Source organism: Paenibacillus sp. MDMC362 (genome assembly GCF_003269305.1).
Lineage (GTDB): Bacteria > Bacillota > Bacilli > Paenibacillales > Paenibacillaceae > Paenibacillus_AQ.
In genome coordinates this window covers 76,607-89,759 of record NZ_QLYT01000019.1, presented here as the reverse complement: position 1 = coordinate 89,759, position 13,153 = coordinate 76,607, and the positions used below count along the sequence as shown (strand labels likewise).

Here is a 13,153-nt window from a genome sequence, read left to right as displayed (position 1 = left end):
CTTATTCTTAACAAAATGGGGGTGTCCATAAAGATCTTAGATCTGACGGGATCCCCCTTTTCTGTTAGGAGACGCTCCGTGTACGAATCGTTCCTCCCATCGCTGTTGCCCCCAAATTTCTTGGAATAGTTCAAAGCATGGATGAAATTCGGGGACAAAGGCGACCGCTCTCGCTTGTCCGGAATCGTTTCGTCCTCTCCGCTACCGTTGTGCGAACCCAAACATACTTTAGAAATACGAAAGGAGAGCGTTTCTTGGTAAAATGGAAGCGCGACCCAACAACTCATTCTTGTATGATATGCAAAGGTTGGCTACGCAAGTTGTCTTAACTCCAATTCCATACCTCGATGCGGCCCAAACGGAATTCCATGAATTCCTGCTCCTCCTTCAGCTTCTCCAGCTCCCGCACAGGTCCCGTAACGGTCGCTCCATAAACTTGAACCCCATTTTTTTTCAAATACGCCAGACGCTTTATGTCTTCATCCACACCGTTATATTTGATGTTGTCGGTCATCCATTCAACGTCGGCGATCAGTTGCTTCACGTGATCCGTTATCTCGGTATCCCCTGAGAAGAATGTGTGCCAGAGGGAAAGGGAATGGTTATCGCCAAACTGAACCTTGGGTCTTAACGTTAGATGAGGAATCATGTAATCTGCACCGCTAGAGCTATAAGTACCCAGCTTAAAATCCTTCAGTTCTCCTGCAAAAACAGCCATACTAGTTGCTTTAACATCATAGTCCGACAAGAGCTCCAAGACCTCCTCCGGTGACCTAAGCATTCGAAGCGAGAAGAATAATTCCGCTACGTTACCGTCTTCAAGTTTCTCTAACTGGTTCATTACACCAGTAGGGTGAGGATCGTCTTTAATCTCCCTGCCCTCCAGCAGCGCAGAGTTCAGGATATAAGGATTTCTTTCCTCACGATTCAAATAAGGATTCAGTTCCACAATAGAATACCTCAGTTCTCCCCCTAATCGCTTCTTCGCGTGAAGCTCTCCGACAATTACCTCCCATTCCCCCACATTCTTATACACTTTCAGCTCTGTCTTCTGAGTGAGAAAGGGCGTCACTTCACCCCAAGGCGAGCTACGTTTATCTACCATAAGTCCATTTTCATGCAATTCAACCGTTGATATGACGGTCCTTAGAAATTTATCATTTAGGCCGGTTTTATAATAGTAGATGTGGATAGCTGAGTAATACACGGCATAAATGAAAAACAATATTAACCCAGCTAACAAAGCATATATAAGCTCCTTCCCCCTTGTCCGCCAGGTCACTCGATTAATCATCCGTATTCATCTCCTCTCAAACCTCTCATCTAGACAACGGTTTGAGCCCGTAAATGTTACGGTAAAATAAAAAATCGTTACAGCAGCTAAATGCACGCAGCTACCGTAACGATCCCATATCATGATATCCTATATGATTGCACTTCAGAGGATGGGTTGTTGTTTTCATCCCAGCACTCCACATCATCAAGCCCTTTGATGCTATCCTTGGTGAAGACCGGATCGAGGCCTGCCCGCTTCTGCTTCAAGTAATCTTGAAGCGCGGCAAAGGCCGTTCGGGATAGCAGCGTGATAGCCACAAGATTCACAATCACCATCAATCCCATGAACAGGTCAGCCAAATCCCACACCAGCTTCACGCTGGTCACGGAGCCGAAGATGACCATGGCCAGCACAGAAGCCCGATAAACCCATATCCATGCACGATTCGACTTCAAAAACTCGATATTGGTTTCCCCGTAGTAATAATTGCCGATCAGCGTGCTAAACGCAAACAGGAAGATCATGATCGCCAAGAAATCGGAGGCCCATGCCCCCATCTCCATGCCTAGCGCGGCCTGCGTCAGAGCGATTCCATCAAGACCGGTCTGCTGATAGGCACCGGTAAACAGAATGATGAAAGCGGTGCTTGTACATATGACCATCGTATCGATCAGTACGCCCAGCGCCTGCACCAGCCCTTGCTTGGCTGGATGGCTTGTCGTTGCGGTAGCCGCAGCGTTAGGCGCGCTCCCCATGCCGGCTTCGTTGGAGAACAGCCCTCTTTTGATCCCGTTCATGAGAGCCGCACCGATGGACCCGCCAACAACCTGCTCATAACCGAACGCGCTTTTGACGATAAGAGTAAAAACCTCCGGCAGCTTGGTGATGTTCGCCAATACGATAAACAGCGCGGCACCGACATACAGGACAGCCAATACCACAACGATTAGCTCCGACATTTTGGCAATCCGCTTCACGCCGCCAAAGATGATAACCGCGAAGATAACCGCCATAATAATGCCGATGGTTAGTCGATCGGTTCCAAATGAATTCTCGAAGGCAATCGTAATCGTATTGGATTGTACCGCATTAAAGACAAGGCCGAAGGACAAGGTGATCAGGATCGCAAACAACACGCCCATCCACCGTTTCTTTAATCCTTGCTGCATGTAATAAGCGGGACCACCGCGGTAACCCCCCGCCCCATCTTTTACTTTATAGATCTGGGCCAGCGTACTCTCGATAAAACTCGATGCCGAACCGACAAGCGCAATAATCCACATCCAGAATACGGCCCCGGGTCCACCAAGCGAGATAGCCAGAGCCACCCCGGTTATATTCCCTGTTCCGACACGAGCTGCCATACTGATGGCAAATGCCTGAAAGGGTGAAATGCTTCCCTTCGCTTTGCTCTTGGGTTCTCGGATGACCCGGAACATCTCGCCGATCAGTCGAAATTGCAGAAATTTGGTCCCCACCGTGAAATAGAGGCCAACGGCAATCAGCAATACGATGAGCAGCTTAGACCATAAAAAATCATTAAAAATATTCACTACATGCTGTACAATTTGATCCATACTCAACCCTCGCTATATAAGTCATCACCCATGGTGTAGGTTTTGTATAAAATAGTCCACGTTTCATCTAACCATTACTTCCCCTTCAAACACAAGAGGTTAATTGTGGAAAATGCTGAACGCTAACCCGGGCGGTTACCTCATTTCGCGGCAATTCAATTCTTTGTTGATCTCAAGGCTAGATTTCCGGACATTTATATTTATTAAAAAAGACCCTTTCCTCTGCGTGTTTAAAGCGCAGGGAAAGGGTCCTGTCATCATGTCAGGCTGCCTGCAAACCAGCCTTTCTATGATGAAGAGTTCATGCCCGTGTAGATAAGAATCGCATCGCGGAGGAATGCTGCCGTTCCGGGCTGCTTCTCATCGTAATGAGCGGTAAAACGCTCATCGTCAACATACATCTGGGCCAGGCCTGCGTGGGCCTCTTTGCTGTAATCACTCCAATAATAAGTGAGCCAGCGCTTGTGCAGATCGGCTGCCTTCTGAGCCAGCTCACCGGCAGGATCGCCCTGCTGAAACGCTTTGGCCAGCGTCTCGTACAGCTCATCAGCCAGACGCGTCAATTCCTCATGCTGTTCTTGCGTCATATTTTTCAGCTGGGCATTGGATTTATTTACAATCTCATCGCCATACTTCCCGCGAATTTCCTTACCGTATTTCTTCTCATTATCATCAATCAGCTTCTGCTTGAATCCTTCAAATTTCTCTTGGTCACTCATGGTTATTCTCCCTTCGGCGGAGGCGATCGTGTTCTCCACATTGGTAATCAGCAAGTCCAATTGCCTTCTTTTGTCTAGGAGCTGCGCATGGTGTTCTTGGAGCGCCTTGGTCCGGTTGAAGGATGGCGAGGTCATAATCTCTTTGATATCGACCAATTGAAGTCCGAGCTCCCGGTAAAACAAGATCTGCTGCAATCGATCGACCTCCTCCTGCCCATAGATCCGATATCCCGACGAGTTGATTCTGGCCGGCTTCAGAATACCGATTTCATCGTAATAACGGAGCGTCCGGGTACTTATTCCTGCCAACCTTCCAAGCTTCTGCACCGTGTATTCCATGGTTTCTCACCTCCTGACAACATCAATGTACACCTTTACGTAACGTTAAGGTCAACACGCTCTGCAAAAAAAATTATAAATTTCTTAAATAAAAAAGAAACTGAATGTATTCTTAACAGAATATCATCCAGTCTCCCCAACGATCTACTTCAGTATGTTACTCCGCGTCCGCTTCCGTGTCTGTCGCAGGATCTGCTGCTTCATCAGCGTTCGTATGCTTCTCGTTTACCCACTGCTTCAACGGCTCGGTCATTTGATCCTTCAGCTTCTGAATCAATTGATCCTCCGTAATCCCCTTCGCGGCCGCGATCTCGGCTAGCGACTGCCCTTCCTTCATTTTTGCCTTCAGCTCGTCCTCAGACAATCCAAGCAGAGCTGCAAGTTCCTCCGGATTACCGAATTTGCCGAAGCCTCGGCCGCCTTTGCCATGGCCTTTTCCAAAACCGGCTTCGCTGCTCACGATTTGAGTAAGGCGGTCGCTCAGCCCCTCTTTCCACTCGGCTGCTTCGGCTTCCGTCATGCTGCCTTCACTCAGGCGTTCCTCAATATTGGCGGTTTCCAGAACGATCAGCCTCTGCACAAACACGGATTGGGTCATTCCTTTGCCTTCGGCAATTTCAGCAAACGTGCTCCCCGCTTCAAGCGCTGTGCGAATCTCTGCCTCCGTGAGCCCAAGAACCTCGGCCGTCTCTTTGACGATGTTGCCGCCGCGAGGACCGCCACCCTTACGATCCATCCACTTTCCATCTCGGTTCTTGCCTGCATCGGCAGCCGATTGATCTGTCTCCGTCTGACTATTCTGTGTCACCGAGGCGGCAGCGTCTGTGCTCGTCGCGGCAAAAGCCTTGCTCTGAAGATACCCGCCTCCCCCCAGCACAATCGCTGCTGCCATACTGCTCACTAATACTTTTTTACTTATCGGATTCATGGTCATCTCTCCTTGTAGGTTCATGGTTTGTCTTACAATTTGAAGTATAGAGAGGGAATCTGAAAGTAAACTTAGGAGAACGTTATGCCAGGCTTAGGCTCAGCTGAAGGTTTGCTGAACGTGGCGGTATGCCAATTGGCTTCAGCACAGCATAAGAAGCAACTATCGAAAAGACAACGTGCGGTAGGAGGCCAGCTTGCGAACCGTCAGCCACAAGGATAAGAGGAGAAGCAGCTCAAAGACGTTCGTGGCAGCCGAACTTTCGATCGGAATCGAAATGGCGCTCCCGGCAGCCATCAGCACCGTACCGATAAACAACAGCGGCGTCCTTTTCCTCCGCCATACGATAACGCCTGCCATCAGCAGAGGAATCAAGATCAGGATGACCATGAGCGGCGGCCCCCCGGATTCGGTCGGAACATAACGAAGCGCTCCGTATTCCATGGAAGGCTGGAGCTTAAGCGGCAGCGTCTCCGTCAACACCTCCAGCACAATAAGCGCTGCGGTCAATATCCAGGCTCCCCAAGCGGCAGCCCGCTTGTTGGCCCAAGGGCTACCTGCCTTGCGGATCAGATCGAACGACACGAGCACAAGCAGCGGCGTTGCCAACGCATGCACCCAGAAACGCGTAACGTTCAACCCCTGCAGCAGATCTCCCTCCCCGATGTACTTCCCGATGCCGATCACGCCGTTATCCCAGACCAGTCCGGCCGTCACGATCAGCAGCAAATACCGAAGACCCGGCGAAGAATCACGCTTCATCAGCACACACCCATACAGAAGCAGCGCAGCATATACAACGGCCAAGCCCAAATACAGTACAGAATCCAAGGTCATATCTCCCTTCATCTTAACTCCTGACGATCGGATCTTGATTGATCCTGTTGCAGCACGTACTGATAGGTTTTATACCCGTTAGCCCGCCATCCTAACCCAAGTGTATGTACTTGAAGCAGGAGGGACTAACGATGTGAAATTTTTATTGGAGTCACGAAGAAGGATCCCCTATCCAGCGCAAAAAAACCGCCGGAGACATCCTTCTCCAGCGGTTCTATCCGTAGATCCTTCGAGATTCCATACGCAGTCCAGGCTTTCATCTAATCCGATCAAGCGTCTTACCTCCCCTTCTCCTCTGCTTCCGAAATAGCCCGGTTGGCCAAATTCGTCAGCACGACATCGTCCATGGGCGGATTATGAAGACCCGCCCGGACATCCCTGTACATTCGTTCCAACGGAAGCTGCCGGGAGAGGCTCAATCCTCCAACGATCCGCATCGCATGATCGACAATCCGGACCGCTGCATTGGTCACAACATATTTGGCAAGACCTAGCTCAGGCTTAAGCGCAGCGCGGTTTTCCACTTCCTTGTCCCAGCGGTCGGCGGTTTGATACAAATAACTGCGGGCTGTATGCAGGTCCACTTCGATTTCGGCAATATGCCTTTGGATATTCGGCAATTCGGCAATAGGGACCGTCAAGGAGTTCGGTTTATGATGACGGGCAAAATCGATGGCAAAATTGCGCGCGGCATAAGCAATCCCCATATAACATGCCGGTATGTGAAGCAGAATGCCTTCCGTCGGCACGGGACATTCAGGCTTCTCATAATCGAGTCCCCGAATCACTTCCGCCTCCGGCACGAAGACGTCCTCCAGAATCATGTCATGGCTTCCCGTAGCGCGCATGCCCATCGTATTCCAGGTTTCCTCGACCTTGACCCCGGGTCCACTTCGAACGAGGAATGCACCGACCTTCTCGCTATGCTCGATACCGGCCGTAACTACAAACTGCTTCAAGATCGGGCTTAACGTGCTGAAGGTTTTGCGTCCGGTAATGCGCCAGCCGCCCGGCACACGCCGTGCCGTGGTCTCCGGCCTTCCCCCCCGGCTGGGGCTTCCTGTCGCAGGTTCGCTCGCCAGTTCATTAATGAGCACGCCTTCAGCTACAACGTCCTTGCACAGTCTCTCAAATAAAGGCTCCGGCCATGCCCCGGACAGGCGCAGCTGGAGTATTTGCCCGATATGCCAACCGACCGCCAGCGCGGTAGAGCCGTCGCCTCTGGCGAGACGTTCCTGGGCAAGCACCATTTCGTATACGGAGGCTTCTTCTCCTCCATAGGATGCCGGTACGGTCAGCTTAAGATAACCCGACTCCTTCAGATCATCAAAATTTTCGAACGGAAACGAACCCTCCAAATCGTGCCGTGGTGCTCTTTCCGCGAATTTCGCCCCAAGCTTCTCGGACCGAGTTGCGATCATGGCTTCGCGTTCATTACGTATGAATGGATCTGTGGAACCGGATCGATTCAAGTTCGTCCCCTCCTTACTAACCCTTGTATTCCGATGGATATATACTTAAAATTGTAGCAACCCTATTTGGGGGTGTCAATGAAGAGGGGGCCGATCGCCGCTTTCCCCTTTTAATTCGGATATATCCAGTGTATGAATTCCAAGTCCTCGTGACTCTTCTGGAATCCCAGTTTAAGCAAAACATGCTGAGAAGCCGCATTTTCGGGTTCGCATCTAGCGATGATGGATTTGACGTCCCGCTGCCCCGAAGCCCAATCCAACAGTTTCTGCGCCGCTTCATGACAGTAACCTTGCCGCTGACGACTTGGATTGGTCGCAAAGCCGATTTCGATTCTGCCCTCCGGATCAGGATCTCCCAAGAATCCGATGCCGCCGACAATATCGCGCGTGGCCTTGTCTACCATAATCCATGAATCAAAACCCCGCGTCCCCTGATTCTTGACCAACAACTCCCGGAAAAAAGGCAATGCCTCATAAAAGTCGGTGCCCGGCCATTCGCCGTTACTGTGGTATCCTAAATCCTCGAATGCCTTCGGATCCCGGCGCGATGCCGCGTCAATCAAATCCAAATCCAATGTTCTAAGCAGCAACCGTTTTGTTTCCAGTTCCATGATGTGTTCACCTGTCCTTCTTAAAATTTATTTTTATTAGAAAACATAAACAGGCGGAAAATGAACGTGAGTCATTCTCCGCCTTTATATGAAGTCTATATGCTATTTGCATCCATAAGAAAAACATCAATCAACGCACTTCATAGATGACAGACCGCGTTTAGATGAAGTTTTTCTTGCGATTATCGAATGGTTCAGCTTGGCTGAAAACTTACAAATTCAATAATCTAATAAAAATCCGCGCTGCAAAAGCAACGCGGATTCAAGACGCAAATAGGATAGTCTACCCAAGGCTTCCTTGATCTCCGCAGTTCTTAACTCCTCTATATCCGGCCGAAGAATGCACCTTGAACTAAACCTAGCCAATGACAGCTATGTCAGGCGCTCCTCAGAACCTATAGGTTCAAACAAAGTTAAGAACAACAAATCTCTCCTTAAAGTAGGTTTTACATATTGTACCTATTATCAGATGAGCGCGTCAAGCTTTAAAGCCCCCTTCTGGCCATAAGTCTACATCGCGTTCTCCTTCAGAAATGAAGCGATGGCTTCATTCACTTCATCCGGATTATCCATATTCGTTGCATGGTGAGCGTTCCGGATGATTCTTAATCGCGAATTCGCCATTCTCTCCTGCATGTACGCCTGCTGCCTTCGGATCATCGTGTCGCTCTCTCCTTGAAGAAGCAAGGTTGGACAATGGATCTTAGGCAGATCCTGCGTGCTGTCCATCCGGGTCACCGCATCCCATATCCGAACCCAGCTGGAATGCGGGATGGAACGAAAGGCTTTCTCTATATAAACTTGATTGCTCTTGTTGTACTTGGATAGCATTTTCGCTTGCCATTTTCCCGATAAGGACATCGGCATCAAGTAACTTGACCAGCGATTCAGCGGCACGAACATTCGCTCATACCAATTGAACGCATTCGTGAACGGCGTGCCGATCAGTACCAGGGCCGCAACCTTGTCAGGATAGCGAACGGCCGTCTGCAGCGAGATATGCCCGCCCAGGGACAGCCCGCAGAGAATCGCTTTTTCAATGCCCAGTCCGCTTAGCAGATCCGCCAAATCCCTGGTGAAATCCTCCGAATCCACCTTTCCGTCCGGCAAGGAGGAGGAACCATGTCCCCGGATATCCCACACCACGGTTTGGTACTGACGCGAGAAATAATCCACTTGCAGCCGCCATTGTTCATGATTCCATGAGGCACCATGCGTAAAAACAAGCGGCTTTCCTTCCCCCTTTACTTCATAGTACAGATCGACTTCCCTTCCTTTGAAAATCGGCATAACCTTCCTCCTTGCTAAATTTGAAATGATCGCGCCCCGACATCCCCTAACGGTGCAAATATCACCTGAAAGCACTCATCAAACAGCTCCTCCAGCGTTCGGTTTGACTCTTTAATCCAGATCATCATAGCCCCGCTGATGGCGGCTTGCAGTACCCGGCTAACCATCGCCACGTCGCATTCCGCGATTTCTTTGTTCGTAATCGCCTGGCTCAGCATCTGCCGGGTAAACGCATCAATCAGCTGCAGTCGGTACCGGGTTTTCTCCATCAAATCGGGGTCATTCGTCCCTTCTAAATAGAAGGAAGTATGGTTCGCCAGTTCAACAGGATCTTTCATATGGGAAACCGCATGCTTAAAAACGGCCTTTAGTGCATCAAGTCTCGATTGATCGGATAGGCCAGCCTCCTGGAAGGCATGCCTGGTTAATTCAATAACATAATCACTATAGGCCAGAAATAAATTCTTCTTCGAACCGAATCGCTTCATTAAGGCTGCCGGTGAAATATTCACTTCGTGTGTGATGTCGGTTAATGCTGCTTGCCCGTATCCTTTTTTGGACAGTGCCCGGTAGACACCGTAGAAGATAGCCTCATCTTGAAATTCGCGAGGTCTTACCATGCGTAATCCCCTCCCTATAGTTAGTGAATCATCATTTACTAACTATTGTTTCATAAACTTTCTCGAGTGTAAACCGTGGAGTGCCTGGAGATGAATTCGCACATCAACATACGCCCTGAAGCCATAAAAGGCTCAGTCCCCCTCTGCTGACCACTCCGGTGAGTACATCAAGCTGTCCTTTTTAATAGAAAAACGCAACTTCTTTATACTCTTGGAGCGAATTAACCTCTATACTGACAGTAGAAGGAAACCATAATCTAGGAGGAGCTGAGCACATTGCGTACCAAATTCATTTACCAGGCACCTGCAAACGGTTATCCCGAATGGAATAATAATCCGAATATTTTTCAGCTGAACCGTCACAAAGCCCATGCTTACATGATGACTTTCCCGTCAGAGTCTGAGGCGCTGGACCGTGCCCACTCCATGTCCCCCTGGTATCAGTCATTGAACGGGATGTGGAAGTTTGCGTTTGCTGAAACCCCTGACAAGCGCATCCAGAATTTCTATGAGGTCGATTATGATTCCGGCAGCTGGGCCGATATGCCCGTCCCTTCCCATTGGCAGCTTCAAGGGTATGACTATCCTCAATATACAAATGTTAGATACCCCTGGTCCGAATCGGAGCCTGAATTGAAAGCCCCCTTCGCGCCAACGCGATACAATCCCGTAGGCTCCTACATCCGTGAATTTACGGTGCCGGACACTTGGAAGGAACAGCCGGTGTATATTAGCTTCCAAGGTGTTGAATCCGCTTTCTATGTATGGGTGAACGGCGAGATGGTCGGATACAGCGAAGATACGTTTACGCCGGCCGAGTTCGATATTACGCCCTATCTGGTCGATGGCGAGAATAAATTGGCTGTAGAAGTGTATCGGTGGTGTGACGCGAGTTGGCTGGAGGATCAGGATTTCTGGAGGCTTAGCGGGATTTTCCGCGAGGTCTACCTCTATTCCGCCCCGGCCATCCATATCTCCGATTTCTTCGTGCGGCCGGTTCTTGATGACGAATACCGGGATGCCGAGCTCGAGATCGATGCAACCGTTACGAATTACTTTAATGAAACCATCGATAAGGACAAGCTTCAGCTTGAGGCGCTTCTATACGACCAGGACCGTCAGCTGGTTCGGAAGCAAACGCTCGCCTTAGCGGATTACATTCTGGAGGAGAGCACCTTCACCCTGAGCATGAACGTCCCCGAACCAAGAAAATGGAGCGCGGAATCGCCTTATCTGTATACCGTCGTTCTGGCATTAAAGGATACGGACGGAGCATGCCTTGGAGCCGTAAGCTGCCGCACCGGCTTCCGCCGCTTCGAGCTGAAGGACGGATTGATGCGGATTAATGGTCAGCGCATTCTGTTCAAAGGCGTGAACCGGCATGAATTCTCCCCGGATACCGGCCGGGCGCTTAGCCGCGAAGACATGATCACCGATATTGAGCTGATGAAGACACATAACATTAATGCGGTACGGACCTCCCATTACCCGAATCAATCCGCATGGTATGACCTCTGCGATGAATACGGGTTATACGTTATCGATGAAACGAATTTGGAGACGCACGGAACCTGGACGTATGGGCAGCAGGAGCTGAAAGAAACGGTGCCCGGCAGCAAGCTGGAGTGGCGCGACAACGTATTGGACCGCTGCAATTCGATGTTTCAACGCGACAAGAATCACCCCTCGGTCGTCATCTGGTCGCTTGGCAACGAATCGTTCGGAGGCGACAACTTCATTGCGATGCACGATTTTCTGAAGGAGGCCGACCCGTCGCGGCTGGTTCATTACGAGGGAGTCTTTCATTACAGGGCGTCCGAGGCGGCTAGCGATATGGAATCCACCATGTACGCAAAACCCCAGGAAGTGGAGAAGTATGGAACCAGCAACCCGAGCAAGCCTTACATCATTTGCGAATACAGTCACGCGATGGGCAATTCCTGCGGTGGTCTTCATCTGTATTGGGAGCTGTTTGAGAAGTATGACATTTTACAGGGAGCCTTTATATGGGACTGGATTGACCAAGCGATCCGTACCCAAACGGCAGACGGTATCGAATATTTAGCGTATGGCGGGGATTTCAACGAAATGCCGCATGACGGCAATTTCAGCGGAAACGGTCTGATCTTCGCGGACCGCAGCAAAACCCCCAAGCTGGACGAAGTGAAAAAATGCTACCAGAACGTCAAGTTCGAATGTTTGGACATTGCTGCTGGCCGGATTCGGGTCAGCAACCGTTTCTTGTTCACCGATCTCGATCAGTATCTTGTGAGATGGAACGTTCAGCTGAACGGAGAAGAAAGCCAATCCGGCACGCTCCAGCTCTCGCTCCAGCCCGGTGACCATACCGAAATCGAGATTCCGTATGCCCCGATAGAGGACAATGGAAAAGAAGCCGTGCTCACCGTCTCCCTGGTTCGTAGGGAGATCGCCAAGTGGGCACCCGCAGGACATGAAGAGGCTTGGGAGCAGTTTGAGCTAACGCCCTATATAGCGAATAGATCGAAAACGGACGCTCTTTCAAGCGCAAAGACTCTGGAAGTTACCGAGTCGGATGAAGAGCTTCTCATCGCGGGTTCAGCCGTTTCGTTGCGCTTCCACCTGGGCACCGGCGATCTGACATCTTACGCGCGATCCGGCAAGGAGTACCTGCTGGCACCGGCCAGACCGAATTTCTGGCGGGCCGTGACCGATAACGATCTGGGCAACCGGCTCCCTGAACGCTGCGGCGTGTGGAGAACGGCCCACGACCGGCGGAAAATGCTGTCCCTGCGCTGGCATACGGAAGGTCCTGCCGTCGTGGTCTCCAGTCACTATCAGATCGAGACGACTCCTATATCCGGACTGAACTTGGAGTATCGAATCTTCCCGGATGGAACCATCCGCGTGCAAGAAACCTTTGTCCCGGGCAGCGGCCTGCCTGACATTCCGGAAATCGGCATGCTGTTCTTGCTGGATGAAAGCCTCGATAAACTCAGCTGGTACGGCCGGGGGCCTCATGATAATTATTGGGACCGAAAGACGGGAGCCAAAATCGGTCGATACACGGGAAGAGTCGCCGATCAGTTCGTTCCTTATTTGAGACCTCAAGAATGCGGGAACAAAACGGATGTCCGCTTCGCGAGCCTTACCGAAGGAAGCAGCGGGGAAGGTCTGCGATTCGAAAGCTCCTCCCTCATGGAGTTGTGCGCCCTGCCGTGGACACCGGAGGAACTCGAGGGCAGCGACCATGCGTATAAGCTCCCGCCAAGCAATAAAACCGTTCTGCGCATCAACTACAAACAAATGGGCGTAGGCGGCGATGACAGCTGGGGAGCGCCAACCCATGAAGAATTCACGCTGCCGGCGAACCGTACGTACAGCTTCGGCTTTACGATGGGGGTAGTGCGGAGACCTAATCTATAGAAAAAATACAAAAAAGAGCAGCTTCGTATTGAAGCTGCTCTTTTCATGATTCCGCAAGAGCATTCCCTCTCACCACCGA

General features: G+C 50.6%; 10 protein-coding genes. 1 reads left to right on the top strand and 9 read right to left on the bottom strand.

Annotated features, from left to right (window positions below; genetic code table 11):
• Positions 1–325: 325 nt before the first annotated feature.
• The 9 genes from DP091_RS10195 to DP091_RS10155 form a co-directional block, all read right to left on the bottom strand.
• Positions 326–1,105, bottom strand: coding sequence for an anti-sigma factor C-terminal domain-containing protein (locus tag DP091_RS10195; RefSeq protein WP_258394470.1), 780 nt, complete (start codon positions 1,103–1,105; stop codon positions 326–328).
• A 308-nt stretch (positions 1,106–1,413) separates the two neighbouring features.
• A complete protein-coding gene (locus tag DP091_RS10190; RefSeq protein WP_113058219.1) occupies positions 1,414–2,853 on the bottom strand; it encodes an alanine/glycine:cation symporter family protein in 1,440 nt (479 codons plus the stop codon).
• Positions 2,854–3,140: 287 nt separating this feature from the next.
• Positions 3,141–3,911: a MerR family transcriptional regulator gene (locus DP091_RS10185; RefSeq protein ID WP_113058218.1), complete on the bottom strand. Its 771-nt coding sequence runs from the start codon at positions 3,909–3,911 to the stop codon at positions 3,141–3,143.
• A gap of 157 nt (positions 3,912–4,068) precedes the next feature.
• A complete protein-coding gene (locus tag DP091_RS10180) occupies positions 4,069–4,839 on the bottom strand; it encodes a hypothetical protein (RefSeq protein WP_113058217.1) in 771 nt (256 codons plus the stop codon).
• 162 nt (positions 4,840–5,001) lie between these two features.
• Positions 5,002–5,676, bottom strand: a complete 675-nt coding sequence (locus tag DP091_RS10175) for a hypothetical protein (RefSeq protein WP_258394476.1) — start codon at positions 5,674–5,676, stop codon at positions 5,002–5,004.
• A gap of 278 nt (positions 5,677–5,954) precedes the next feature.
• Positions 5,955–7,148, bottom strand: a complete 1,194-nt coding sequence (locus tag DP091_RS10170; protein ID WP_181469771.1) for an acyl-CoA dehydrogenase family protein — start codon at positions 7,146–7,148, stop codon at positions 5,955–5,957.
• A gap of 110 nt (positions 7,149–7,258) precedes the next feature.
• Positions 7,259–7,762, bottom strand: coding sequence for a GNAT family N-acetyltransferase (locus tag DP091_RS10165; protein WP_258394475.1), 504 nt, complete (start codon positions 7,760–7,762; stop codon positions 7,259–7,261).
• 507 nt (positions 7,763–8,269) lie between these two features.
• Entirely contained in the window at positions 8,270–9,049 is a 780-nt protein-coding gene (locus DP091_RS10160; protein ID WP_113058215.1) for an alpha/beta fold hydrolase, read from the bottom strand.
• Between the two features lie 14 nt (positions 9,050–9,063).
• Positions 9,064–9,669, bottom strand: coding sequence for a TetR/AcrR family transcriptional regulator (locus tag DP091_RS10155; RefSeq protein WP_113058214.1), 606 nt, complete (start codon positions 9,667–9,669; stop codon positions 9,064–9,066).
• 276 nt (positions 9,670–9,945) lie between these two features.
• Here DP091_RS10155 and lacZ point away from each other — a divergent pair, with 276 nt between their 5' ends.
• Positions 9,946–13,074 (top strand): beta-galactosidase, LacZ type, encoded by a 3,129-nt coding sequence (lacZ, locus tag DP091_RS10150; RefSeq protein ID WP_113058213.1) that lies wholly within the window; start codon positions 9,946–9,948, stop codon positions 13,072–13,074.
• The last annotated feature ends 79 nt before the right edge of the window (positions 13,075–13,153 follow it).

Bases quoted from the DNA above. Each gene is read 5' to 3' on its own strand.
- DP091_RS10195 (WP_258394470.1), bottom strand. From the start codon at position 1,105: ATGGTAGATAAACGTAGCTCGCCTTGGGGTGAAGTGACGCCCTTTCTC.
- DP091_RS10190 (WP_113058219.1), bottom strand. From the start codon at position 2,853: ATGGATCAAATTGTACAGCATGTAGTGAATATTTTTAATGATTTTTTA.
- DP091_RS10185 (WP_113058218.1), bottom strand. From the start codon at position 3,911: ATGGAATACACGGTGCAGAAGCTTGGAAGGTTGGCAGGAATAAGTACC.
- DP091_RS10180 (WP_113058217.1), bottom strand. From the start codon at position 4,839: ATGAATCCGATAAGTAAAAAAGTATTAGTGAGCAGTATGGCAGCAGCG.
- DP091_RS10175 (WP_258394476.1), bottom strand. From the start codon at position 5,676: ATGACCTTGGATTCTGTACTGTATTTGGGCTTGGCCGTTGTATATGCT.
- DP091_RS10160 (WP_113058215.1), bottom strand. From the start codon at position 9,049: ATGCCGATTTTCAAAGGAAGGGAAGTCGATCTGTACTATGAAGTAAAG.
- DP091_RS10155 (WP_113058214.1), bottom strand. From the start codon at position 9,669: ATGGTAAGACCTCGCGAATTTCAAGATGAGGCTATCTTCTACGGTGTC.